Source organism: Mesorhizobium sp. WSM3859, from assembly GCF_002295065.1.
In the GTDB taxonomy this organism is placed as follows: domain Bacteria; phylum Pseudomonadota; class Alphaproteobacteria; order Rhizobiales; family Rhizobiaceae; genus Mesorhizobium.
Map to the genome: position 1 here is coordinate 25,525 of NZ_NSGG01000020.1, position 23,943 is coordinate 49,467.

The 23,943-nt window shown below is 64.5% G+C and carries 26 protein-coding genes; 9 read left to right on the plus strand and 17 right to left on the minus strand.

The features are described from left to right. Window position 1 precedes the first annotated feature (1 nt). The 10 genes from odhB to CK230_RS29400 all read right to left on the minus strand — a co-directional run bounded on the left by odhB (window position 2) and on the right by CK230_RS29400 (window position 11,509). A complete protein-coding gene (odhB, locus tag CK230_RS29350; protein WP_095820282.1) occupies window positions 2-1,282 on the minus strand; it encodes a 2-oxoglutarate dehydrogenase complex dihydrolipoyllysine-residue succinyltransferase in 1,281 nt (426 codons plus the stop codon). Window positions 1,283-1,327: 45 nt separating this feature from the next. Beyond that, window positions 1,328-4,315, minus strand: a complete 2,988-nt coding sequence (locus CK230_RS29355) for a 2-oxoglutarate dehydrogenase E1 component (RefSeq protein ID WP_095820283.1) — start codon at window positions 4,313-4,315, stop codon at window positions 1,328-1,330. A gap of 147 nt (window positions 4,316-4,462) precedes the next feature. Continuing rightward, window positions 4,463-5,365 (minus strand): succinate--CoA ligase subunit alpha, encoded by a 903-nt coding sequence (gene sucD / locus CK230_RS29360; RefSeq protein WP_095820284.1) that lies wholly within the window; start codon window positions 5,363-5,365, stop codon window positions 4,463-4,465. A 12-nt stretch (window positions 5,366-5,377) separates the two neighbouring features. After that, window positions 5,378-5,869 carry a DUF1579 family protein gene (locus CK230_RS29365; RefSeq protein ID WP_095820285.1) on the minus strand — a complete coding sequence of 164 codons (492 nt, stop codon included), beginning with the start codon at window positions 5,867-5,869 and terminating at the stop codon, window positions 5,378-5,380. 3 nt (window positions 5,870-5,872) lie between these two features. Beyond that, on the minus strand, window positions 5,873-6,244 hold the full coding sequence (locus CK230_RS29370; protein ID WP_095820286.1) for a cupin domain-containing protein: 372 nt from the start codon (window positions 6,242-6,244) through the stop codon (window positions 5,873-5,875). Between the two features lie 4 nt (window positions 6,245-6,248). Next, window positions 6,249-7,442, minus strand: coding sequence for an ADP-forming succinate--CoA ligase subunit beta (gene sucC / locus CK230_RS29375; RefSeq protein ID WP_095820287.1), 1,194 nt, complete (start codon window positions 7,440-7,442; stop codon window positions 6,249-6,251). A gap of 21 nt (window positions 7,443-7,463) precedes the next feature. After that, window positions 7,464-8,432, minus strand: coding sequence for a malate dehydrogenase (gene mdh, locus CK230_RS29380; protein WP_095820288.1), 969 nt, complete (start codon window positions 8,430-8,432; stop codon window positions 7,464-7,466). A gap of 481 nt (window positions 8,433-8,913) precedes the next feature. Then, window positions 8,914-10,113 carry a cell division protein ZapE gene (gene zapE, locus CK230_RS29390; protein WP_095820290.1) on the minus strand — a complete coding sequence of 400 codons (1,200 nt, stop codon included), beginning with the start codon at window positions 10,111-10,113 and terminating at the stop codon, window positions 8,914-8,916. Between the two features lie 187 nt (window positions 10,114-10,300). Further along, complete coding sequence (locus tag CK230_RS29395; protein WP_095820343.1) at window positions 10,301-10,864, minus strand: protease inhibitor Inh/omp19 family protein; 564 nt, start codon at window positions 10,862-10,864, stop codon at window positions 10,301-10,303. Between the two features lie 207 nt (window positions 10,865-11,071). Continuing rightward, window positions 11,072-11,509 (minus strand): VOC family protein, encoded by a 438-nt coding sequence (locus tag CK230_RS29400; protein WP_095820291.1) that lies wholly within the window; start codon window positions 11,507-11,509, stop codon window positions 11,072-11,074. 125 nt (window positions 11,510-11,634) lie between these two features. Here CK230_RS29400 and CK230_RS29405 point away from each other — a divergent pair, with 125 nt between their 5' ends. From CK230_RS29405 to CK230_RS29440, 8 genes are all read left to right on the plus strand, one after another. Continuing rightward, window positions 11,635-12,642: an MBL fold metallo-hydrolase gene (locus CK230_RS29405; protein WP_095820292.1), complete on the plus strand. Its 1,008-nt coding sequence runs from the start codon at window positions 11,635-11,637 to the stop codon at window positions 12,640-12,642. A gap of 61 nt (window positions 12,643-12,703) precedes the next feature. Beyond that, window positions 12,704-12,865, plus strand: a complete 162-nt coding sequence (locus tag CK230_RS29410; protein WP_095820293.1) for a DUF1328 family protein — start codon at window positions 12,704-12,706, stop codon at window positions 12,863-12,865. Between the two features lie 75 nt (window positions 12,866-12,940). Further along, on the plus strand, window positions 12,941-13,825 hold the full coding sequence (gene dapF, locus CK230_RS29415; RefSeq protein WP_095820294.1) for a diaminopimelate epimerase: 885 nt from the start codon (window positions 12,941-12,943) through the stop codon (window positions 13,823-13,825). Then, a complete protein-coding gene (gene mtaB / locus CK230_RS29420) occupies window positions 13,825-15,150 on the plus strand; it encodes a tRNA (N(6)-L-threonylcarbamoyladenosine(37)-C(2))-methylthiotransferase MtaB (RefSeq protein WP_095820295.1) in 1,326 nt (441 codons plus the stop codon). The genes dapF and mtaB overlap by 1 nt, the downstream gene beginning before the upstream one ends. A gap of 15 nt (window positions 15,151-15,165) precedes the next feature. Then, the gene (gene ftsY / locus CK230_RS29425) at window positions 15,166-17,094 is read left to right on the plus strand and encodes a signal recognition particle-docking protein FtsY (RefSeq protein WP_095820296.1); all 1,929 of its coding nucleotides are present in this window, start codon (window positions 15,166-15,168) and stop codon (window positions 17,092-17,094) included. 63 nt (window positions 17,095-17,157) lie between these two features. Next, a complete protein-coding gene (locus CK230_RS29430; protein WP_095820297.1) occupies window positions 17,158-17,814 on the plus strand; it encodes a septation protein A in 657 nt (218 codons plus the stop codon). A 15-nt stretch (window positions 17,815-17,829) separates the two neighbouring features. Next, the gene (locus CK230_RS29435) at window positions 17,830-18,450 is read left to right on the plus strand and encodes a pyridoxamine 5'-phosphate oxidase family protein (protein WP_095820298.1); all 621 of its coding nucleotides are present in this window, start codon (window positions 17,830-17,832) and stop codon (window positions 18,448-18,450) included. A 36-nt stretch (window positions 18,451-18,486) separates the two neighbouring features. Continuing rightward, window positions 18,487-19,020 carry an NADPH-dependent FMN reductase gene (locus CK230_RS29440; protein ID WP_095820299.1) on the plus strand — a complete coding sequence of 178 codons (534 nt, stop codon included), beginning with the start codon at window positions 18,487-18,489 and terminating at the stop codon, window positions 19,018-19,020. A 191-nt stretch (window positions 19,021-19,211) separates the two neighbouring features. Here the strand turns inward: CK230_RS29440 and CK230_RS29445 are convergent, their stop codons facing one another. Both CK230_RS29445 and CK230_RS29450 read right to left on the minus strand, forming a co-directional pair. Next, window positions 19,212-19,418 (minus strand): 4-oxalocrotonate tautomerase family protein, encoded by a 207-nt coding sequence (locus CK230_RS29445; protein WP_095820300.1) that lies wholly within the window; start codon window positions 19,416-19,418, stop codon window positions 19,212-19,214. Between the two features lie 159 nt (window positions 19,419-19,577). Further along, window positions 19,578-20,498, minus strand: a complete 921-nt coding sequence (locus CK230_RS29450; protein ID WP_095820301.1) for an SMP-30/gluconolactonase/LRE family protein — start codon at window positions 20,496-20,498, stop codon at window positions 19,578-19,580. 293 nt (window positions 20,499-20,791) lie between these two features. Here CK230_RS29450 and CK230_RS29455 point away from each other — a divergent pair, with 293 nt between their 5' ends. After that, a complete protein-coding gene (locus CK230_RS29455; protein WP_245430090.1) occupies window positions 20,792-20,956 on the plus strand; it encodes a hypothetical protein in 165 nt (54 codons plus the stop codon). Between the two features lie 164 nt (window positions 20,957-21,120). Here the strand turns inward: CK230_RS29455 and CK230_RS29460 are convergent, their stop codons facing one another. The 5 genes from CK230_RS29460 to ccmA form a co-directional block, all read right to left on the minus strand. Next, window positions 21,121-21,699: a DsbE family thiol:disulfide interchange protein gene (locus CK230_RS29460; protein ID WP_095820302.1), complete on the minus strand. Its 579-nt coding sequence runs from the start codon at window positions 21,697-21,699 to the stop codon at window positions 21,121-21,123. Then, window positions 21,696-21,869, minus strand: a complete 174-nt coding sequence (gene ccmD, locus CK230_RS29465) for a heme exporter protein CcmD (RefSeq protein WP_095820303.1) — start codon at window positions 21,867-21,869, stop codon at window positions 21,696-21,698. Before ccmD ends, CK230_RS29460 begins: the two co-directional genes overlap by 4 nt. An 82-nt stretch (window positions 21,870-21,951) precedes the next feature. After that, window positions 21,952-22,335 carry an Imm50 family immunity protein gene (locus CK230_RS29470; protein ID WP_095820304.1) on the minus strand — a complete coding sequence of 128 codons (384 nt, stop codon included), beginning with the start codon at window positions 22,333-22,335 and terminating at the stop codon, window positions 21,952-21,954. Beyond that, the gene (gene ccmB, locus CK230_RS29475; protein ID WP_095820305.1) at window positions 22,335-23,000 is read right to left on the minus strand and encodes a heme exporter protein CcmB; all 666 of its coding nucleotides are present in this window, start codon (window positions 22,998-23,000) and stop codon (window positions 22,335-22,337) included. Before ccmB ends, CK230_RS29470 begins: the two co-directional genes overlap by 1 nt. A gap of 211 nt (window positions 23,001-23,211) precedes the next feature. Further along, on the minus strand, window positions 23,212-23,820 hold the full coding sequence (gene ccmA / locus CK230_RS29485; RefSeq protein WP_095820307.1) for a heme ABC exporter ATP-binding protein CcmA: 609 nt from the start codon (window positions 23,818-23,820) through the stop codon (window positions 23,212-23,214). Window positions 23,821-23,943: the final 123 nt, after the last annotated feature.

Sequence of the window (23,943 nt, forward strand, 5' to 3'; positions counted from 1 at the left end):
CTTAGAGATCGAGCACAAGCCGCTCGGGATCCTCCAGGCTTTCCTTGACGCGCACCAGGAAGGTCACCGCTTCCTTGCCGTCGACGATGCGGTGGTCGTAGGAGAGGGCGAGATACATCATCGGGCGGATGACGATCTGGCCGCCGACCACCACCGGCCGGTCCTGGATCTTGTGCATGCCGAGGATGCCCGACTGCGGCGCATTCAGGATCGGCGTCGACATCAGCGAGCCATAGACGCCACCGTTGGAAATCGTAAACGTCCCGCCTTGCATATCCGCGACCGACAACTTGCCGTCACGCGCGGCGAGGCCCAGCCGGCCGATCTCCTTCTCGATCTCGGCGATGGACATCTGGTCGGCGTCGCGCACCACCGGCACCACCAGGCCCTTGTCGGTGCCGACGGCGACGCCGACATGGGCAAAGTTCTTGTAGATGATGTCGGTGCCGTCGATCTCGGCATTGACCGCCGGGATTTCCTTGAGCGCATGCGTCACCGCCTTGGTGAAGAAGCCCATGAAGCCGAGCTTCACGCCATGCTTCTTCTCGAACACGTCCTTGTACTTGGCCCTGAGCGCCATCACCGCGCTCATATCCACCTCGTTGAAGGTTGTGAGCATGGCGGCGGTCGACTGCGCTTCCTTCAAGCGGCGCGCGATGGTCTGGCGCAGCTTGGTCATGCGCACGCGCTCCTCGCGCGGCGCATCCTCGGCAGTCGACGGCGCGCGGGCCGCGACGGGCGCAGGCGCCGGAGCAGCCTTCGGCGTCTCGGCCGGCTGCGAGGGCGCGCCCTTGGCGATGGCGTCGAGCACGTCGCCCTTCAGCACCTGGCCGCGCTTGCCGGAACCGGAGAGCTGGTCGACCGAAAGATTGTGCTCCGCGATTAGCTTCGCGGCTGCCGGCGCCGGCGGCATGGTGCGCGGCTCGATCGGGCCGGCGTCGCCGGCGACCTTGGCGGTCTCGGCGGCGGCCTGCTTGACCGTGGAAGCGGCATCCGGGCTGGAAGCCTGCGCCACCGCCTGTGGCTTCGTGGCCGGGGCCGCGCCGCCCGCCGAAATCGAGCCGAGCAGCGCGCCGACATTGACCGTCTCGCCTTCCTTGACGGTGATCTCGGAGAGCGTCCCGGCGCCCGCGGCGGGCACTTCCACCGTCACCTTGTCGGTTTCGAGCTCGACCAGTGGCTCGTCGGCGGCGATCGCGTCGCCGACCTTCTTGAACCACTTGCCGACGGTCGCCTCGGTGACGGATTCACCCAGAGTGGGGACGCGGATTTCGGTAGCCATTGTGCCTGTCCGTTCTCTTGTCTTCTTGAGGTCTGTTTCGTCAGCTTATTCGCCAAGAGCGTCGTCGAGCAGCGCCGCCAACTGGCTGAGATGCTTCGACATCAGGCCGGTTGCCGGCGATGCCGAAGCCGGCCGTCCGGTGTAGCGCACCCGCTGATGCTTGGCGTCGATATGCGCCAGCACCCATTCGAGATAGGGGTCGATGAACGACCAGGCGCCCATGTTCTTGGGCTCCTCCTGGCACCACACCATCTCGGCATTGCGGAAGCGCGACAGCTCGGTGATCAGCGCCTTGGCCGGGAACGGATAGAGCTGCTCGACGCGCAACAGGTAGATGTCGTTGATGCCGCGCTTCTCGCGCTCCTCATAGAGGTCGTAATAGACCTTGCCCGAGCACAGCACGACGCGGCGGATCTTGGAGTCCTTGACCAGCTTGATCGGCTGGTCAGCTAGGAGCTGCGCATCGTCCCACAGCAGGCGGTGGAACGAGCTTTCTCCGGACATTTCCGGCAGCGTCGACACCGCCCGCTTGTGGCGCAGCAGCGACTTCGGCGTCATCAGGATCAGCGGCTTGCGGAAGTCGCGCTTCAATTGCCGACGCAGGATGTGGAAATAGTTGGCCGGCGTCGTGACGTTGGCGACCTGCATATTGTCTTCGGCGCAGAGCTGCAGGAAGCGCTCCAGCCGCGCCGACGAATGCTCCGGCCCCTGGCCTTCATAGCCATGCGGCAAGAGGCAGACGAGGCCCGACATGCGCAGCCATTTGCGCTCTCCGCTGGAGATGAACTGGTCGAACACCACCTGGGCGCCATTGGCGAAGTCGCCGAACTGGGCTTCCCAGAGCGTCAGCGCCTTGGGCTCGGCAAGGCTGTAGCCATATTCGAAGCCGAGCACTGCCTCTTCCGACAGCATCGAGTTGATGACCTCGTAGCCGGCCTGCGCCGCCGAGAGGTTGTTGAGCGGGATGTACCGTGTCTCGTCGCGCTGGTCGTAAAGCACCGAATGGCGCTGCGAGAAGGTGCCGCGTTCCGAATCCTGGCCGGAGAGCCGGATCGGGTTGCCGTCGAGCAGGATCGCGCCGAAGGCCAGCGCCTCCGCCGTCGACCAGTCGATGCCTTCGCCGGACTCGATCGCCTGGCGGCGGTTTTCGAGGAAGCGCAGGATCGTCTTGTGGGCCTCGAAATCCTTCGGCACCTCAGTCAGCTTCTTGCCGATCTCCTTCAGCGTGCGCACCGGCACGGCTGTCTTGCCGCGGCGCTGTTCGTCCTGATTGTCGGCGGTGCGCAGGCCGGACCACGCGCCGTCCAGCCAGTCGGCCTTGTTGGGCTTGTAGCTCTGGCCGACTTCCCATTCTGATTCCAGATGCGCGCGCCAGTCGGCCCGCATCTTGTCGACCTCGGCCTGGGTGATGTGGCCTTCGGCGATCAGCCGGTCGGCATAGACCTGCACCACCGTCTTATGGCTGCGGATGTTGCGGTACATGATCGGCTGGGTGAAGGACGGCTCGTCGCCCTCATTGTGGCCGAAGCGGCGATAGCAGAACATATCCACCACCACCGGCTTGTGGAACTTCATGCGGAATTCGGTCGCGACCTTCGCCGCATGCACCACCGCTTCCGGATCGTCGCCGTTGACGTGGAAGATCGGCGCCTCGATCATCTTGGCCACATCCGAGGGATAGGGCGAGGAGCGCGAGAAGCGCGGATTGGTGGTGAAGCCGATCTGGTTGTTGATGATGACGTGCAGCGTGCCGGCGACGCGGTGGCCGCGCAGGCCCGACAGGCCGAGGATTTCGGCGATCACGCCCTGGCCGGCGAAGGCGGCGTCGCCATGCAAAAGCAGCGGCATCACCTTGGCGCGTTCCGACAGCGGCACGACCTCGCCGCGTTCGCGGCCGGCGAGCTGGTCCTGCTTGGCGCGCGCCTTGCCCATCACCACCGGATCGACGATTTCCAGATGCGAGGGGTTGGCGGTCAACGACAGATGCACCTTGTTGCCGTCGAACTCGCGGTCCGACGAGGCGCCGAGATGGTACTTCACGTCGCCCGAGCCTTCGACCTCGTCGGGCGCGGCCGAGCCGCCCTTGAATTCGTGGAAGATGGCGCGATGGGGCTTCGCCATCACCTGGGAAAGCACGTTGAGGCGGCCGCGATGCGCCATGCCGAGCACGATTTCCTTGAGGCCGAGCTGGCCGCCGCGCTTGACGATCTGCTCCAGCGCCGGGATCAGCGATTCACTGCCGTCGAGGCCGAAGCGCTTGGTGCCCTTGTACTTGACGTCGATATACTGCTCGAAGCCCTCGGCCTCGATCAGCTTCGACAGGATCGCCTTCTTGCCGGTGGCGGTGAAGGTGATTTCCTTGTCGGCGCCTTCGATACGCGCCTGGATCCAGGCCTTCTCTTCCGGATCGGAGATGTGCATGAACTCGACGCCGAGCGTCGAGCAATAGGTGCGGGTCAGGATGTCCAGCATCTGCCGGATGGTGCCGAATTCGAGGCCGAGCACATTGTCGAGGAAGATCGGCCGGTCGTAATCGGCCTCGGCGAAGCCGTAATTCTCCGGTGACAGCTCGTTATAATCCTCGAGCGGCTTGGCGATGCCGAGCGGATCGAGATTGGCATGCAGATGGCCGCGCATGCGAAAGGCGCGGATCATCATGATGGCGCGGACCGAATCGCGCGTCGCCTGGTGCACATCGGCGTCGGAAAGCACGGCGCCGTTGACGACCGCCTTTTCCTTGACCTTCTTTTCGATCGTCTTTTCGACCAGGCCCCAATTGCCGTCGAGCGCCGAGACCAGTTCGCCATTGGCGGTGAGCGGCCAGGAGGGCTTCGCCCAGGAGGCGCCCTTGGCGTTCTTGCGCACATCGCCCGCGTCGTCCTTCAGCGCCGCAAAGAAATCCTGCCATTCCGGATCGACCGAGGCGGGATTGTCCTCATAAGCCGCGTGGAGCGCCTCGATATAGTCGGCATTGCCGCCATAGAGGAATGAGGTGAGCGAGAATTGGTCGTTGGCCTGATTTTGTCTTGCCATTTTCGTCTGCGGAGCCTGGCTCCGTCTCCTTTTTGGAGTGAATGGTGAGTGGTGAATAGTGAATGGCCAGAGACAAATCGGGAAACGGCCCGCTTTGCGTCGCTATTCAGTTGTTCCTTCCATTCACCATTCACCACGCACTATTCACTAACCCTTGATCGCCTCGACCAGCGTCGTGCCGAGCCGCGCCGGCGAGGGCGAAACCTTGATGCCGGCCGATTCCATCGCCGCGATCTTGTCTTCCGCGCCGCCCTTGCCGCCCGAGATCACCGCGCCCGCATGGCCCATCGTGCGGCCGGCCGGCGCCGTGCGCCCGGCAATGAAGCCCGCCATGGGTTTCTTGCGGCCGCGCTTGGCTTCGTCCTTGAGGAACTGCGCGGCGTCTTCCTCGGCCGAACCGCCGATCTCGCCGATCATGATGATCGACTTGGTCTCGTCGTCGGCGAGGAACATCTCCAGCACATCGATGAACTCGGTACCCTTGACCGGGTCGCCGCCGATGCCAACCGCCGTGGTCTGGCCGAGCCCGACATTGGTGGTCTGGAAGACTGCCTCATAGGTAAGTGTTCCCGAGCGCGAAACAACGCCCACCGAGCCCTTGCGGAAGATGTTGCCGGGCATGATGCCGATCTTGCACTCGTCGGGCGTCAGCACGCCCGGGCAGTTCGGACCGATCAGCCGCGAGGTCGAGCGGTCGAGCCGCGCCTTGACCTTGACCATGTCCATCACCGGGATGCCTTCGGTGATGCAGACGATCAGCGGGATCTCGGCTTCGATCGCCTCGATGATGGCCTCGCCCGCGCCCGCTGGCGGCACATAGATGACCGAGGCGTTGGCGCCGGTCTTCGCCTTGCCCTCGGCCACCGTGGCGAAGATCGGCAGGCTTTCGCCCTTCGAGCCGGTCCAGGTCTCGCCGCCCTTCTTCGGATGGATGCCGCCCACCATCTTGGTGCCGTGATAGGCCAGCGCCTGCTCGGTATGGAACGTGCCGGTCTTGCCGGTCAGCCCCTGCACCAGCACCTTGGTATTCTTGTCGACGAGAATGGACATGGCGGCCCTTTTCTAAAAACCGTTGATCGTGGAAGGCGAGACGCGCCGGTAGAGGCCGCTCACCATGTCTTGCCAGGCATCGCTGCCGGCAGGTCTGAACTCAAGTTTCATGCGATAGGTATCGGCGCCGTCAAAACCATATGTCACCCTGGCGGCGCCGCGCGAGGACGACCGCTCCAGGACCAGTTCATTGCCGTTCCACATGCCGGTTGCCGGTGACATCGGCACGAACCCCATCGAATCGAACTGATGCATGGTGACGGCGCCCTTCTGCTGGTCGTAGCCGAACACATTGTGCGCGCCGAACGAAACCGTACCGTCGCGGTGCTGGCGATAGCGCCGCACCACGAACAGGCCACCGAACTCAGCCTCGGCCAACACTTCGGAAGTCGCCGTGCCGGCATCGGTCCATTGCGTGGCAGCGACCTCTTCCTCGCCACGCCATGCGCCGACCAGCGCCTGCAGGCGTTGGTGACCGTCCGAAAGAGAGGAGAAGGCGTTCATGGCTCAGAGCCGCTTCAGATCGGTGACGGTGAGATCGCTCTTGGCGTTGCCGGTGTTCAAAGTCGTCGCCGGCTCGAACATCAGCACCACGGGCTCCTTGGTCAGCGAACGCGGCCGATGCTCGACGCCGCGCGGCACGACGATGAAATCGCCCTCGCCGAGCTCGACCGACCCGTCGCGGAAATCGATGGCGATCCTGCCGCGTAGCACCAGGAAGGCTTCGTCCTCATTGTCATGCGCGTGCCAGTCGAAGATCTCGCCAAACTTGGCGACCTTGGCCTGGCTGTCGTTGACGTCGCCGGCGATGTGCGGATCGAAGACCTTGGCGATCTTCGCGTCCGCCGCCTCGACTAGGTTTATCTTACGCGGAGGCATCGGCTCAGCCCTTCACCGCCTTGACGATCTTCTTGGCAGCATCGTCCAAGTCGTCGGCCGAGACGACGTTGAGGCCGCTGTCGTTGATGATCTTCTTGCCGAGCTCGGCATTGGTGCCTTCCAGACGCACGACCAGCGGCACCTTCAGGCCCACTTCCTTGACAGCCGCGATCACGCCCTCGGCGATGACATCGCACTTCATGATGCCGCCGAAGATGTTGATCAGGATGCCTTCGACCGCCGGATCCTTGGTGATGATCTTGAACGCCGCCGTGACCTTTTCCTTCGAAGCGCCGCCGCCGACGTCGAGGAAGTTAGCCGGCTCAGCACCATAGAGCTTGATGATGTCCATCGTCGCCATGGCAAGGCCGGCGCCGTTGACCATGCAGCCGATATTGCCGTCGAGCGCGACATAGGCGAGGTCGTATTTCGACGCCTCGATCTCCTTCTCGTCCTCTTCGGTGGTGTCGCGCAGTTCCATCACGTCCGGGTGGCGGAAGAGCGCGTTGTTGTCGAACGACACTTTTGCGTCGAGCACGCGCAGATGCCCATCCTTCATGACGATCAGCGGGTTGACCTCGAGCAGGCTCATGTCCTTCTCGACGAAGGCCTTGTACAGGATCGGGAACAGCGTGCCGCCGTCCTTGGCCGCGTCGCCGTCGAGCTTCAGCGCCGCATTGAGCGTCTTCACGTCATCGGCCGTGACGCCCTTTTCCGGATCGATGGCGACGGTGACGATCTTTTCCGGCGTGTCATGCGCGACCGTTTCGATGTCCATGCCGCCCTCGGTCGAGACGACGAAGGCGATGCGCCCGACCGAGCGGTCGACCAGGATCGACAGATAGAGCTCGCGGGCGATGTCGGCGCCGTCCTCGATATAGAGGCGGTTGACCTGCTTGCCGGCTGACCCCGTCTGCTTGGTGACCAGCGTGTGGCCGAGCATCTCGTTGGCGTTGGCGACGACCTCTGCCGCCGACTTCGCCAGCCGAACACCGCCCTTGGCGTCGGGGCCGAGCTCCTTGAACTTGCCCTTGCCGCGGCCACCGGCATGGATCTGGCTCTTCACGACATAGAGCGGACCAGGCAGCGCCTTGGCGGCGGCCTCCGCCTCGCTTGCCTTGAATACCGGAACGCCACTTGCGACCGGCGCGCCGAACGTCTTCAGCAGCGCCTTGGCCTGATACTCATGGATGTTCATGCGCTTGGTCTCCGCGGAGGGTTACTTGCCGGCCAGATGCGGCGCGATCTTGGTGCAGGCCTCGGTCAGGCCCTGGACGGCCGCGACCGAATTGTCGAACATTTTCTGCTCGCCCTTTGACAGATCGATCTCGATGACGCGCTCGACACCGCCGGCGCCGATCACTACGGGAACGCCGACATAGGTGCCCTTGACGCCATACTGTCCGGAAAGATGCGCGGCGCAGGGCAGCACGCGCTTCTTGTCTTTGAGATAGGACTCGGCCATGGCGATTGCCGAGGCCGCCGGCGCGTAATAGGCCGAGCCGGTCTTGAGCAGGCCGACGATCTCGGCGCCGCCGTCACGGGTGCGCTGCACGATCTGGTCGAGCTTCTCCTTCGAGGTCCAGCCCATCTTGACGAGATCCGGCAGCGGGATGCCGGCAACCGTCGAATAGCGGATCATCGGCACCATCGAGTCGCCATGGCCGCCAAGCACGAAAGCCGTGACATCCTCGACCGAGACCTTGAACTCCTCGGCCAGGAAATAGCGAAAGCGGGCGCTGTCGAGCACGCCGGCCATACCGACGACATGGCTGGTCGGCAACCCTGAGAACTTCTGCAGCGCCCAGACCATCGCGTCGAGCGGGTTGGTGATGCAGATGACGAAAGCCTTCGGCGCGTACTTCTTGAGGCCCGCGCCGACCTGTTCCATGACCTTGAGGTTGATGCCGAGAAGATCGTCACGGCTCATGCCAGGCTTGCGCGGCACGCCGGCGGTGACGATGCACACATCCGCGCCCTCGATGCCGGCATAGTCGTTGACGCCGGTCAGCCGGGAGTCGAAGCCGTCGACGGGAGAAGACTGGGCGATGTCGAGGCCCTTGCCCTGCGGAATGCCCTCGGCGATATCGAACAGCACCACGTCGCCGAGATCCTTGAGGCCGATCATATGGGCGAGCGTGCCGCCGATCATGCCCGAGCCGATGAGCGCTATCTTGTTGCGTGCCATGTGAGGATGTTTTCCCTTTGTCTGTGACGAGGTCGTGACGAGGCCGGGAGGCCGAAAGGATGCGGGGAAACCGCGAGATTTGGCCGCACCGAATAACGCCGGCCAAGGAAAAATTCAAACGATTATTTTGAGCTTAGTGTTTTCAATCGGTTAGATGCTTTGGGAATTACGTAAACGTCAAAGTTTGTGGACCGACTGAGGAGAATTTACACAATGAACGTGGAATCAGAAGACTTCATCCCGGCGATGACGCCCTTGTGATTTAATGGCCAAGTTTCTGACGCTGGCGGGACAGCGCCCCCCTCTGGCCTGCCGGCCATCTCTCCCACTTGCGGGGAGATCAGATGTCGCCGTCGCTTTCGCCAATCTCGACATTGCAGGAATGAGCGCTGCGCCTAAGCTGCCAATCTCCCCCCTTGTGGGGGAGATGGCCGGCAGGCCAGAGGGGGGCGCGAAGGATCGCTGCGATGGCCGGCTGTAGCTACCCCCGCGCCTGCCTTACCTCTGCCGGCGCTTCGTCCTTGCGCCGTTCCGCCCAACCGTCCAGCCAGTCGCGGCTCTGCATCTCGACCAGGCGCGAGGCGGTGCGCTCGAATTCGAACACTTCGGTGCCGCGTTTGGCCGTGTAGAGCCCTTCCGGCGCCGCCGCAGCGCTCATCACCAGCCGCATATGGTGGTCGTAGAGCGTGTCGATCAGAAGGATGAAGCGCTTGGCCTCATTGCGCTTGCCTTCGCCCAGCACCGGCACATGGTCGATGAAGACGGTCGAGAAGCGGCCGGCGATTGCCAGATAGTCGCGCGCGCCGAGCGGCTTTTCGCAGAGGTCGGCAAAGGAAAAGCGCGCCGCGTCGCCGGCGGCGCGTGGCACGACCAACTGACGGCCCTTCAGCGTCAGCGTCACCTCGCCGGTCGCCTGGCCATGCGTCATCGCCTGCCATGCCTCGTCCAGCGCGCGCGCGGCCGCGACGTCGTCCGGCGTGACATAGACCGGCTGCCGGTTGAGCTTTTCCTGCCGGTAGTCCTTGTCGGCATCGAGCGTCATCATATGGGCATTGCGCTCGAGCAGCGAGATGAAAGGCAGGAAGAGCTGGCGGTTCAGCCCGTCGCGATAAAGGTTCTCCGGCGCCACGTTGGAGGTGGCGACCAGCACCACGCCATTGGCGAACAGCGCCGAGAACAGGCGCGACAGGATCATGGCGTCGGCAATGTCGGTGACAGAGAACTCGTCGAAGCAAAGCACCCAGGCTTCATCGGCAAGCGCGCGGGCGACCGGCGGTATCGGATCGTCTTCCTTGACCGTGCCCTCCTTGCGCGCCTGCCGGTGCTTCTGGATCCGGTCCTGCACATCGGCCATGAAATCGTTGAAATGCACGCGGCGCTTGCGGCGGACCGGCAAGAGCTCGAAGAACATGTCCATCAGCATGGTCTTGCCGCGCCCGACGCCGCCATGGATGTAGAGGCCCTTGACCGGCTCGCGCGGCTGCCGCTTGGCCGCGAACAGCCAGCCCAGCGCGCTCGATTTCTGCGCCAGTCTTTTGGCCGAAATCTCGTCGATCAACCGATCGAGCGCGGCGACGATATGCTCCTGCGCCGGATCGCGCTCGACAGCGCCGCTCTGGACGAGATGGTCGTAGCGCTGCCTGACGGTCGCATGGGTCTGGAGGCCGTCGCGCAGATGCATGGGTTCACGTCATTTGCTTTGAGCAGAATGCTCTAAAGAGGCGCCGGGCTATGTTGAGATTCAGGTCAGGCCGAGCCGAGAAGGGTGGCTTCCGAGAACCGGAGCGGAGCGTACTTTTCGTACGTGGGCACCGGAAGCGCAGGAAGCCGCAATTCGCAGGCCGGCATCACCTGAATATCAGCATAGCCTACCTTGTAAGCGAGATGGGCTGCCCATTGGAAGTCTGGCCGTCGAACTTTTCGCCGCCTGACGAATAGAGCCTGGCCAGCGGGCCGCCATTTTCGTCGTAGAGCGTCAGCTGCTTGCCGGCGACATTCCACGACTTGATGCCGTCGATCGGCGCCGGGCAGTGCAGCGGACCGGCGCGGTAGCCGGCGCCGAATTTGGTCTGCGGCGTCGCCACCTTGCAGCTCTGCCCGGAGACATTGACGCTCCACACGCCGGCGACACTGGCCGCGGTGAGATCGGTGGCGCCGGCGGGCGCGGTGCCGTCCGGCGGCAGCGAAGCGACCTGGGTGTTTTTCGGCGCGGTCGGGAATTGCGACGGATCGGTGGTGCCGGGAGCGGCCGGCGGCGGCAGCTGATTCTGCGTCACCGTGCCGGACGGCGCCGGCGTCAGCGGCGCCGGCTGCTGGTCGTCCATCGACGAGAAGCGTGAAGTCGAGCAGCCGCTGGCGACCAGCGCGGCCAGCGATACGGCCACAAGACCGGTCCGCGAAAAGAGGGGGGACCGCGAAAAGGGGCGGGTCATCGAAAAATTCATCAAAACCTCCGTCGGATCCGGCCGGGGAGCCATCCGCGTAATCTCCGCTCCACCAAGATGGCGAAGGTGGCAGAATTTCAACCCGATATGGTTAAAATAGGGTTTTCGAGCCGGATGTTGCAAATTTATCGCAGCAAGCGTACGCCGCCGGAAAGCCGCGCCGTGGAATTCGTCTAAGCCGTTGAGAGATCGGCATTAAATCCGGGCGCTCGGCACGAATACATAGCCATCCGGGCCGACGATGTAGCATTCGCGCAGGCCATGCGGCTTGTCGATGGAGCCGGCCAGCACGATGTGGCCGAGCGCCGCCGCCTTTATCTCGACCGCATCCGGATCGGCGCCGTAGAGGCGCAATTCGATGCCGGCGCCGCGTGTCTCGGCACTCGAAGTGACCCCGGTCATCGGATTGTCAAGATAGGAATGGTCGGCATGGAGCATGAAGACCGAGCCCAAAAGCTCGATCGCCGCGAAATCCTCGTCGGCATAGATGATGCGGGCGCCAAGGACGTCGCGGCAGAAAGCTTCCATTGCCGCCATGTCGGTGACCAGCAGGTTGACGCCGACCCCAAGCGGCAGCGAGCGGCCGAAATCCTCGGCCTTCATCCACGGTGTCCTGGTTCGCTTCATCGCCATGGCGGTCGTCCCTCTCCCGCGATCCTAGATGAAGCGGATTCCGCCCATTGGCATTCGCCAGCAAAATGCTTGCGCCAGGCAGGCGTCTCCTTATCTCAGGAGGGGACCGAGCCGGCGGAGTGAGAATGGCCGCGAGAAAAAGAACCGCCAACCGCTACTACAGCGGCCCGCCCAGCGATCATTTCGACGGCGCCTTGTTCTTCAATCCCGACGGCAAGCCGCCGGGGCGCTTCAGCGATCTCCTCAGATGGCAATTCAGCGGCGGACGGGCGAAATGGCCCGCCGCCGTTCCGAGCCCTCACCCGCAGGCGAAGCCAGTGCGTCGGGTGGATGGCGGCGCGCTCAGGCTCACGATGGTCGGCCACGCCTCGCTTCTCATCCAGACCGCCGGCCTGAACATCCTGACCGATCCGGTCTGGTCAGAGCGGGCCTCGCCCTTCGCCTTCGCCGGCCCGAGAAGGGTCAATGCGCCAGGGATCGCCTTTGCCGACCTGCCGCCGATCGACCTGATCCTGGTCAGCCACAATCATTACGACCATCTCGACCTCGCCACGCTGAGGCGGCTGAAGGAGAGCCACGACGCACGCGTCATCACGCCGCTCGGCAACGGCACCATCATCCACGGCGCCGTGCCCGGCATGCGGCTCAGCGCGCATGATTGGGGCGACAGGATCGACGCCGGGGCAGCCGCCATCCATGTCGAACCGGCGCATCACTGGTCGGCGCGCGGCGGGCGCGACCGCCGTATGGCGCTTTGGGCTGGCTTCGTCGTCGAAACGGCGGGCGGCAACATCTATTTCGCCGGCGACACCGGCTTCCATGACGGCATCAACTACCGGCTGATGGCAAAAAAGCATGGCGGCTTCCGCCTCGCCATCCTGCCGATCGGCGCCTATGAGCCGCGCTGGTTCATGGCGCCGCAGCACCAGAACCCGGAAGAGGCCGTAGAGGGCATGAAGCTCTGCAACGCGGCCCACGCTGCCGGCTGCCACTGGGGCACGTTCCACCTCACCGACGAGCCATTCGAGGAGCCGGCGCAGAAACTTTCTGAGGCGCTCGAGGCCCACGGCCTGCCGCCGGAGCGTTTCCGCGCCATGCGTCCCGGCGAGGTCTGGGATATACCGGCTATCTGACGAAGGAACCCGAGCCCGCGAAACGCGTTGGTTTCGCGACGCAATTTCGCCGGAGCTTCCCATGATCAGGTGGATCATCATTCTTCTCATCATTGCCGCCGCCGCCAGCCTGCTCGGCATGCCGGCGCTGGCTGGTGCCGCTGCCATGGGCGCGCGCGTGCTGATCGGCATCGTGCTGATCCTCTTCCTGCTGCTCGTGCTAGGCGTCTTCGCCGTCACATAAGAGACTCGGCTGGACTGGTAATTCCGGGCCGTTTCAGCCATATAGCGGCCAAATGGAACTGGAACGACCGGTTAGATGGCAGGCAGGGCCCCCTTCGCCAAGATGAACGGCATCGGCAACGAGATCATCGTTGCCGATATGCGCGGCCGTGCCGACAGGGTCACGCCGGCGGCGGCGATCGCGCTCAACGCCGACGCGGCGACCAGGTTCGACCAGATCATGGCGATCCACGATGCGCGGACGCCCGGCACCGGCTATTATATAGACATCCTGAACTCGGACGGATCCGGGGCGCAGGCCTGTGGCAACGGCACGCGCTGCGTCGTCCAGGCTCTGGCCGCCGAGACCGGCCAGAAGAACTTCACCTTCGAGACCCGCGCCGGCATCCTGAATGCCCAAGAGCATCCCGACGGTACGATCTCGGTCGACATGGGCAAGCCGCGCTTCGGCTGGCAGGAGATCCCGCTGGCGGAAGAGTTCCGCGATACCCGCATGATCGAATTGCAGATCGGCCCAATCGACGCGCCGGTGCTGCATTCGCCCTCGGCGGTGTCGATGGGCAACCCACACGCGATCTTCTGGGTCGACAACGACGTCTGGTCCTACGAACTCGACCGATTCGGCCCGCTGCTCGAAAACCATCCGATCTTTCCCGAGCGCGCCAACATCACACTGGCGCAGGTCACGTCGCCCGAGACCATGATCATCCGCACCTGGGAACGCGGCGCCGGCCTGACCAAGGCCTGCGGCTCGGCCGCCTGCGCCGCCGTGGTTGCCGCCGCCCGCACCAAGCGCACCGGCCGCAGCGTGTCATTGATGACGCCGGGCGGCGGCGAATTGCATGTCGAATGGCGCGACGACGACCACGTCATCCTGACCGGCGCCGCCGAATGGGAATTTTCCGGCAGCTTCGATCCCTCGACCGGCGCCTGGGTCCGCGACACCGAAAGCGCCGCCTGATGTCCGCCCTTGAAAAAGGCGCGGCCCAAGCCCCCACCGGCAAGGGCATCGACGTCGTCACCTTCGGCTGCCGCCTCAACACCTATGAATCGGAAGTGATGCGCCGCGAGGCCGAAAGCGCCGGCCTCGGCGCGCTGCAAGGCGGCGCCGTCATCTTCAACACCTGCGCGGTCACCGCAGAGGCGGTGCGCCAGGCCAAGCAGGCGATCCGCAAGACGCGCCGCGAGAACCCTTCAGCCCGCATCATCGTCACCGGCTGCGCGGCGCAGACCGAGCCGCAGAATTTCGCCGCCATGGACGGGGTCGACCTCGTGCTTGGCAACGAGGAAAAGCTCAAGGCGAACTCCTATCGTGCGCTGCCCGATTTCGGCGTCAACGACACCGAGAAGGCGCGCGTCAACGACATCTTTTCGGTGCGCGAGACGGCAGGCCACATGGTCGACGCCATCGAAGGCCGGGCGCGCGCCTTCGTGCAGGTGCAAAATGGTTGCGACCATCGCTGCACCTTCTGCATCATCCCCTATGGCCGCGGCAATTCGCGTTCCGTGCCGATGGGCGCCGTGGTCGAGCAGGTGAAGCGCCTTGCCGGCAACGGCTATGCCGAGATCGTGCTTTCCGGCGTCGACATGACCAGTTTCGGCGCTGACCTGCCGGGCAGCCCGAAGCTTGGAAAACTGGTGAAGACCATTCTCAGGCAGGTGCCGGACGTTAAGCGGCTGCGGCTGTCCTCAATTGATTCCATCGAGGCCGACGACGACCTGCTCGAGGCGATCGCCACCGAGCCAAGGCTGATGCCGCATCTGCACCTGTCGCTGCAGTCTGGCGACGACATGATCCTGAAGCGCATGAAGCGGCGCCATCTGCGCGACCAGTCGATCCGCTTCTGCGAGGACGTGCGTAAGCTGCGCCCCGGGATCGTCTTCGGCGCCGACATCATCGCCGGCTTCCCGACCGAGACCGAGGCGATGTTCGAGAATTCGGAGAAGATCGTCGAGGAATGCGGCCTGACGCATCTGCACGTCTTCCCGTTTTCGCCGCGCGAAGGCACGCCCGCGGCGCGCATGCCGCAGGTCCGCCGCGAGGTGGTGAAGGCGCGCGCCGCGAGATTGCGCGCCGCCGGCGAGGCCGCCTATCGCCGTCATCTGACCTCGCTCCCCGGCACGCGGCAGTCGATCCTGATCGAACGCGACGGGCTCGGCCGCACCGAAGGTTTTACGCTGGCTGCGATCGACGCCGGTGCGCCCGGCGAGATCGTCGAAGCCATCATCACCGGCCATGACGGCGCCCGACTGATTGCGGCCCCGCTTGCCGCGCAAGCCGCCTGAGAAACTGCGAGACGCATGGTTGGTTTATTCAAGAAGATATTTTCGTTCGGCAAGAAAGAGGTCGTCGAGGAGCGCGTTGACGAGGGGGCCCCGCTGCCGCCGATCAAATGGGACCAGCTGGACGCGCTGAAGCCGGAGGCCGATCAGGCCGCGCCCTACCCTCCCCTCGATGGGGAGGGTCGCCACGAAGTGGCGGGGCGGGGTGATAGCGCCGACGCTGGCGCCAGTCACCCCCACCCCCGAGCTACGCTCGGGACCTCCCCCATCGAGGGGGAGGTAGAGGTCGCGCCTCAGCCTGCCCCCGAAGAGCCCATACCCGAGCCGGCGCCAACGATCCCGCCGGAACCCGAGCCAACAATTCCCGCCGAGCCGGAACCGCTGCCGGAACCTGAACCGGAAGAAGAGCCGCAACCGGCGCCTGAGAAGCCTGAGCCGCCGGCCCCGGAGGAAGTGCCGCCGGCACGACCCGAGCCTTTGCCCGCGCCCGAACCCGCGCCGCAGGAAGTGCCCGCACCCGCGCCAGCTCAGCCGGACATCGAGCCTTCGCGCCCGGAACCGCAGCCCGAGCCGGCGCCGGTCGAAGTGCCGACGCCGCCGAGCGAGGTTCCGGCTGAAACGCCGACACCCATCGAGGTTCCGCCAGCAGCGCCGCCTTCCGTCGAGCCAAGCTCAGCAAAGGTCGGCGCTGCCCCTCATCCGCCTGCCGGCACCTTCTCCCCGTATAGAGACGGGGAGAAGGAAGAAGCTCCAACGCCCGCGCCTCCCTCTCCCCGTCCTTCACGGGGAGAGGGTAAGGGTGAGGGGCAGCGCCAGCTTCCGGAGGATCTGGCACCATCCGCCGAGGCCGACGCGGAAATCGCGCCTCCCATTAGACAGCCGGCGCCCGTCGAGCCGCAGCCGATCCATGCCGAGATCGCACCGGAGCCGGAGGCCGTGCCGCCGCCATCCCCCTCCATCGGCAAGGTGACGGTGGCGAAAAAGGTCGAGCAGAAGGCCGAGCCGGTAAAAGCGCCGGAGCCGGCGCCGCGACGCTCCTGGTTCCAGCGCATGCGCGACGGGCTGGCCCGCTCCTCGCGCGAGCTCACCGGCAACATCGCCGGCGTCTTCACCAAGCGAAAGCTGGACGACGACACGCTGCAGGACCTGGAGGACGTGCTGATCCGCGCCGATCTCGGCGTCGAGACGGCGCTGCGCGTCACCGATTCGCTCGCCTCCAGCCGCTATGGCCGCGACGTCTCCGACTCTGAGGTCCGCGCCGTCATGGCGGCGGAGGTGGAGAAGGTCCTGACCCCGGTGGCAAAGCCGCTCGAGCTCGACCTCAGCCATAAGCCGCATGTCATCCTGGTGGTCGGCGTCAACGGCACCGGCAAGACCACCACCATCGGCAAGTTGGCCGCCAAGCTCACCGATGGCGGCCTCAAGGTGATGCTGGCCGCCGGCGATACGTTCCGCGCCGCAGCGATCGAGCAGTTGAAAATCTGGGGCGAGCGCACGAAATCGCCTGTCATCGCCACCAAGCTCGGCGCCGATGCCGCGGGCCTTGCCTATGACGCCTTCGAGAAGGCCAAGGAGGCCGGCTCCGACGTGCTGATCATCGACACGGCCGGCCGCCTGCAGAACAAGACCGAGCTGATGGCCGAGCTGGAGAAGATCGTGCGCGTGCTCGGAAAACTCGATCCGGAAGCGCCGCACACCGTGCTGCAGACGGTCGACGCCACCACCGGCCAGAACGCGCTGAACCAGGTCGAGATCTTCCGCAATGTCGCCGGCGTCAACGGGCTGGTGATGACCAAGCTGGACGGCACGGCACGCGGCGGTATTCTGGTGGCGATCGCCGCCAAGCACCGGCTGCCTGTCTATTTCATCGGCGTCGGCGAGCAAGTCGACGACCTCGAGCCGTTTTCCGCCAGCGAATTCGCCAGGGCAATCGCCGGCGTCGCCTGAACAAAGGCGTGATCTTGGAAGGCCGCCCGCTTTTCGGCCAGATCATGCGCAACAAGGACTTTTATGAACATCCTCGAACGCGACCCGTCCGATCCACGCCGCAAGCCGATGAACCCCGGCCTGAAATTCCTGCTCGAGCTGGGACCGGGCCTGGTGTTCTTCTTCACCACCATCCGCGGCGAGTGGCTGGCCGAGAAATTCCCGGTGCTCACCCATCTCGGCGAGCCGATCCTGATCGCCACCGCCTTCTTCATGGTCGCGACCGCGCTTTCGCTGAGCGCTTCCTGGCTGCTGACGCGCAGCCTGCCGCTGATGCCGCTCGTGTCGGCGATCGTCGTCTTCGTCTTCGGCGCGCTCGCGCTTTACCTGCAGGACAAGACCTTCGCCTTCATGAAGCCGACGATCATCAATTCGCTGTTCGGCGTAACCCTGCTCGGCGGGCTGCTGTTCGGCCGCTCGCTGCTCGGCTACGTGTTCGATTCCGCCTTCCAGCTCGATGCCGAGGGCTGGCGCAAGCTGACCTTCCGCTGGGGCCTGTTCTTCCTGTTCCTGGCCGTGCTCAACGAGGTCGTGTGGCGCAACTTCTCCGAGGCGACCTGGCTATATTTCAAGGTCTGGGGCACGATCCCGATCACCTTGCTGTTCACCTTCAGCCAGATGCCGCTGATCATGCGCCACTCGCTCGAGGAAAAACCCAAGGAAGAGAAGGCCGGCAACTAAGGGTCAGGGGGCGACATGGAATTCCTCACCACGCATGACGAGCTGAGGACGATTTACAAGACGCCCCGGCCGACCGACGGCCCGATCCGCAAGGAGCTGAAAAGCCTCGACGGCCATTGCCGCTCCTTCATCGGCAAGAGCCCCTTCGTGCTGATCGGCTCCTCCGACGGCGCCGGCAATGCCGACGTGACGCCCAAGGGCGACAAGCCCGGCTTCACCGCCATCCTCGACAACAACACCATCGCCATTCCAGACCGTCCCGGCAACAACCGTCTGGACACGCTGGAAAACATCATCCGCAACCCGTCGGTCGGGCTGCTCTTCCTCATCCCCGGCATGAACGAGACGCTGCGCGTCAACGGCGACGCTCGCATCACGGTCGATTCCGGCCTGCGCGGGCGGCTGGCCGTCGACGGCAAGGAGCCGCAGAGCGTGATCGTGGTGACGGTCAAGGCCGCCTACATGCACTGCGCCAAGGCCTTCATGCGCTCCGATCTGTGGAAGCCCGAGACCTGGTACGACCGCGCCACCCTGCCGACGCTCGGCCAGATCATCCGCGACCAGCTGGCATTAACCGAAAGCGCCGGCGAGATCGACCGCGAGCTGGACGACGATTACCGGCAGACCATGTGGTAGGCTTTGCGGACGACTCATCTTTCGTCCGGCTCTCCCTTGATCGAAATCATTGCCATATCCGGCAGCCTGCGCGCCGCCTCGACGAACTCCGCCCTGCTGGCGGCTTTGGCCGCCAATACGCCCGCGGACTGCCGTGTCGAGGTTTATGACGGCCTCGGCCGCCTGCCGATCTTCAATCCGGACGATGAGGGCGAGCGGACGCCGCCGGAAGCCGTGCGCCTGATCGAGATGATCACCCGGGCTGATGGTGTCATCGTCTCCTGCCCGGAATATGCGCATGGCGTGCCCGGCGGCATGAAGAACGCGCTCGACTGGCTGGTGTCGCGCGACGCCGCCGTCGGCAAGCCTGCGATGCTGGTCCACGCCTCGCCCCGCTCGCTCTACGCGCGGGCGGCGCTCGCCGAGGTGATGCGGACAATGTCGTTCGCGATGTATGAGGAGCCGGCGCTGGAGATCGCGCTGCTGGGGAAGAAGCTGGGGGAGGTGGAGGCTATTTTGGCACAGCCCGCGAACTGCCAAGCGATGCGCGATGTGGTCCAGGGCTTCGTGGAGTTTATGCGCGGGCGATGAGTGGTCTTCCCTTCTCCCCTTGTGGGAGAAGGTGGATCGGCGCGCAGCGCCGAGACGGATGAGGGGTGTTCCAGCGGAGTGAGACGTTGGCGACCTCGTCGCTGCACGAACGGTGTCGCCAAGCTGGAACACCCCTCATCCGACCTCGCTTAGCAAGGCCACCTTCTCCCACAAGGGGAGAAGGGAGAGCCCTACCCCTTCCGAAGCGTCTCGACATCGGTCTTGCCGACATACCAGTCGCGGGCATTGACCTCCTCGAACACCACCCAGACATCGTTGTTGCCAAGCCCGGTGGCGTCCATGATGGCTGACGTCACCTTCTTGGCGATGTCAGCCTTCTTGCCGGCCGGATCGGCGGCGATCACTTCCTTGACGATGCGGATGTTGACGAATGGCATGATGTCCTCCCCTTGGGTTCTGCCGGTTGGCGTCGGGCGACGGTTTGGCAATTCGCTCCGGCAAAGCGGATGGCGTTGGTTGCGGGAACCGCAGCGCGGCCGGCGCTGCGGGAATGCGCAGAAAGGCCAACAATGGCCAGAGAAGCGCCCTGAACAGCTTCAATAGGTCTTGGCCCCGTTCACCATCAGCCGCACCATATAGAGCGAGGTGGTGCCGGCGATGTAGAGGCAGTTGAGCTTGTTGCCGCCGAACACGCAGTTGGCGGTCACTTCCGGCACCTTGACCTTGCCGATCAGCGTGCCGTCCGGGTCGTAGCAATGGATGCCGTCGGCAGCGCTTGTCCAGATACGCCCGTCGGAATCGAGCCGGAACCCGTCGAACAGGCCGGCGGTGCAGTCGGCGAACACCTTGCCGCCGGAAACCTTCTTGCCGTGCTTGCCAACATTGAAGACCCGCATATGCGCCGGGTTCTTCTCGCCATGCGTGCGGCCGGTGTCGACAACATAGAGCAGGCTTTCGTCCAGCGAGAAGGCGAGCCCGTTCGGCCGCACCATGTCGGTGATGACGGCCTCGACATCGCCGGTATCCGGGTCGACGCGGTAGACGTTGCAGTTGCCGATCTCGCTTTCGGCCTTGTCGCCCTCATAGTCTGTGTCGATGCCGTAGCTAGGATCGGTGAACCAGATCGAGCCGTCAGAGCGCACCACCACGTCGTTGGGCGAGTTCAGTCGCTTGCCTTTCCATTTGTCGGCGATGGTGGTGACCGAGCCGTCGAATTCGGTGCGGCTAACGCGGCGGCCGGAATGCTCGCAGGTCACCAGCCGTCCCTGCCGGTCGACCGTGTTGCCGTTGGAATTGCCGGACGGCTGCCGGAACACGCTGACGCTGCCGTCGGTCTCGTCATAGCGCAGCATGCGGTTGTTCGGGATGTCGGACCAGACGACATAGCGGCCGGCGGCGAACCATGCCGGCCCTTCCGCCCAGCGGCATCCGGTGAACAGCTTTTCCACCTGCGCGCTGCCGTTGAACAGGCGCGCGAAGCGCGGATCGAGAACTTCGTAATAGTCAGCGGCCGCCATGCGTTTCCTCCCAGCATCAGGTGACGGGCGGATCAAGCCAGCCTGAGGGCAATCTGGCAAGACGGCAGGCCTGTAATTTGTATGACAAAACGGATGAGAAATGCGTGAAGCGTGCGTCGCAGGTCGCCATGCCGGATGCGGGGACCGGTTAGCCCGCGGTTAACCCGCTATGCGCTGGTTGCAATGGTGCATTGCAACATCTTTCTTTTGCAACGCACCATTCCTATGTCATGCTGGCAATCGTCAGGGAGGAACAACCGGCCGCACCAGTGCGGCATGAAAGGAACCCTGTCATGTTCGACAATCTTGTCTCCCGCGCCCGCGCCAGCATCGCCAAGCGCCGCCAGTACAACCGCCTCGTCGCCGAAATCGAGAACCTGTCCGGCCGCGATCTCGCCGATCTGCGCGCCGACCGTTCCGAGATGCTCTATCAGATCCACAAGCAGATCTACGGCTGAGTCTTCCGGTCGAGGGGAGATCCCCCTCACCCGGATTGCCAACCGAATTGCGAAGGGCAATTCGGGGCAATCCGACCTCTCCCCCAGGGGAGAGGAGTAGGTAAGCGCCGGCGCCAACCTCTTCTCCCCTCGGGGTGGCCGCGAAGCGGCCGGATGAGGGGGCGTCAACCCGGCGCCGCCAGCGCCTTCTCGATCTGCGGCAACAGCAGCGCCTTCACAGAGTCGGGCGTCAGCGGCCCGACATGCTTGTAGGCGATCTTGCCGTCCTTGCCGACGACGAAGGTTTCCGGCACGCCATAGACGCCCCAGTCGATTGCCGCGCGTCCGGCCGGGTCGACTCCGATCGCCTGATACGGATTGCCGAGATCGCCGAGGAAGCGGCGGGCATTTTCCGGCTGGTCCTTGTAGTTCAGCGCCGCAAGCGTGAAGCTCTTGTCCTGCGACAGGCCGAGCAGCACCGGATGCTCTTCGCGGCACGGCGCACACCAGGACGCGAACACATTGACCAGCGTCACCCTGCCAGCAAAACTTTTGGAATCGAGCCCCGGCAGGTTCACCCCTTCGAGCGGCGGCAGGCTGGTCTGCGGCGCCGGCAGGCCGATCAGCGCCGAGGGGATTTCGGAAGTGTCGCGGCCCGACAGAAGCTGCGACAGGAACAGCCCCGCCAGTCCCAGAAATACCAAGAGCGGCAAAAGCACGAACAAGCGGCGGCGCGGCGCCTGCGCTTCGGTTTCGTTACTCACGATTTTGCCGCTCCGGATTTGTCGGAACGCCTGCGCACACCAGCAGCTTCCAGCGCCGCGAGCTCGCGCTTGCGCGCCCGCTGGTCGAGCAGGATCCAGCCGATCAGCGCAGCCAGCACGATCGCTGTGATGGCATAGGCAGCGGTGACGAAGAGGGCGTGCGCGCTCATTCTCGATCCAAAACTTGTGACGGTCGTTCATAGCGATGCCGATCGCCGGCCGCAATGAACGCCGTCTGCGGCGGATTTGCGGTCACAACGAGCCTGACTGCAGGATGCCGGTTATGCCGATGATGCGCATCCACCGGCACGTCAGCGACAGCCGGACCGCTCCCTCGCAGTTAAGCAGTATCTTGCCGTCCTCGTCCCACATCCGGATCGCACTCGAGCCGTGACTACGGAATTTGCGAAGGCTGATCGTCTCGACCGCCATGAACTCCAGGGTAAAGGATACCGCGTTGAACTCGCGCCATTTGGCGGGAGGGCGATAGGGGAGCACCGTCGAAATGAACGACAGACGCATGCAGGGCCCGTCGCGGTTCATATCGGCTGACGTGACCTCGACGGACGACAGATCGGGGTAGTTGCCGTAGATATTTTGCAGAAAGATCGGGTTCTCAATCCGCAGCGGCCACATCAATCCGTCCCGTGCCGTAATGCGAGCGCCGCGGCCAGCGGCCCGACCACGGCAAGAAACAGTGTCAGCGCGGCAAGAATGAGGAAGGGCTGCAGGAACGGCGCCGGATCGGCGACGGCGCCATAGCTTGCCGAAACGCCGAATATCAGCACTGGAATGGTGAGCGGCAGCACCAGGACCGAAATCAAAAGCCCGCCGCGCGGCAGCGCCACCGCCACTGCCGCACCCGCCGCGCCGATGAAGGTGATGGCCGGCGTGCCGACGAGTAGCGTGAGCGCCGTGGCGCCGATCCCCAGCGGCTCCATGTTCATGAACAGGCCGAGCAGGGGTGCCGCGACCACCAGCGGCAGCACGCTGCCCGTCCAATGCGCCAGGCATTTCGTCAGCACCGTCAATGCCAGCATGTGACGGTCGCCGTTGAGCACCAGGAGGTCGAGCGAGCCGTCCTCGCGGTCGGCCTGGAACAGCCGGTCGAGGCCGAGCAGGCAGGCGAGCAGGGCTGCGATCCACAGGATCGCCGGGCCGATGCGCGACAACAGGTTGAGGTCGGGCCCGACGCCGAACGGTATGGTGACGATGACGGCGAGAAAGAAGATGACGCCGATCAAGGCGCCGCCGCCGGCGCGGATGGAGAGGCGGATGTCGCGGAGGAAGAGGGACCACATTACGTCGTGGTTCCTTTGCAAGGTTTGCGTTCCTTCGCGCCCCCCTCTGGCCTGCCGGACATCTCCCCCACAAGGGGGGAGATTGGCCGTTTCGGCGCCCCGCTTACTCTTTCGACGTCGGCTATTGGCGAAATCGCCGGCGACGTCTGATCTCCCCCCAAGTGGGGGAGATGGCCGGCAGGCCAGAGGGGGGCGCCGTAGAGCACCGACATCAAAGAACCTGCCCCATCCCCAACGCCTTCGCCCGCTCCAGCCCCAGCGGCAAATGCGTGGCCGCCACCACGATCCCTCCATCCTCGAGATGGCCCCGCATCAGCCCCGCGAACCTTTCCTCCGACGCCTTGTCCAGCCCCGCCGTCGGCTCGTCGAGCAGCCAGATCGGCCGCCTGCTGACCAGAAGCTTGGCGATCGACACCCGCCGCCTTTGCCCGGTCGACAGATAGCCGAAGGGCAGATGCCCGAGGCCGCCGAGCGCAACCGTCTCCAGCGCCTCGTCGACGCTCAACGCCGGTTCGCCCTGGAAAGCCCGCCAGAAGCCGAGATTCTCCTCGATGCTGAGCGCCGCCTTCATTGCGTTGAGATGACCTAGATAATGCGAGGCGGAGGCGACGGTCGGAAAAACCTCGCCCCCGCCTTCGACAAGCACCTTGCCCCCGGCAACCGGCAGCAGACCGGCGACAATTCTCAGCAGAGTCGATTTGCCCGAGCCGTTCGGGCCGGTGACGATGAGCGCCTCGCCCTGGTCGAGCGCAAAGCCGATATTGGAGAAAACCGTCTCGCCGCCGCGCTCGCCGCCTAAATTTTCGGCGATCAGCCGCATTCTTGCCCGTCCCGGAAGCACCGTTTCGGAGCCGTTTCCGGCTCACGCAAATTCGTCTTTCGACTGTCTAGAACTATTCCAGGAAATTCTCTATATGCGGATCATCCGTGCCAGCGGTCGGCG